The sequence below is a fragment of the Haloferax sp. Atlit-6N genome (assembly GCF_003383195.1).
GTDB lineage: Archaea > Halobacteriota > Halobacteria > Halobacteriales > Haloferacaceae > Haloferax > Haloferax gibbonsii.
Genome location: NZ_QEQJ01000343.1, coordinates 1 through 454, shown reverse-complemented (window position 1 = coordinate 454; position 454 = coordinate 1). Strand labels below are relative to the sequence as shown.

General features: G+C 62.3%; 1 pseudogene. It reads left to right on the top strand.

The features are described 5' to 3' along the window. Nucleotides 1–454 (top strand): annotated as a pseudogene (locus tag DEQ92_RS22660) (beta-CASP ribonuclease aCPSF1); the annotation flags it as partial.

Sequence of the window (454 nt, the reverse complement as noted above, 5' to 3'; positions counted from 1 at the left end):
TCGAGGAACTCAAACACACCATCACCCTCGATTACGGCGACGTCACCGACATCGCGCCCGACATCAAACTCACGTTCCACAACGCGGGCCACATTCTCGGCTCGGCAGTCTCGCACTTCCACATCGGAGACGGATTCCACAACGTCGTCTTCTCCGGCGACGTTCACTACACCGACACGCGCCTGTTCAACGGCGCCTCGAACGACTTCCCGCGCGTGGAGACACTCGTGATGGAGTCGACGTACGGCCGCCGCGACGACTACCAGACCGATCAGGAAGACTCCGAGCGGAACCTCCTCGAGATCATCAGAGAGACCCACGACCGCGGCGGGAAGGTCGTCATCCCGGCGTTCGCCGTCGGACGCTCCCAGGAGTTGATGCTCGTCCTCGAAGAGGCGATGCGCGAAGGGGACCTCCCAACGATGCCGATCTACCTCGACGGGATGATCCGCGA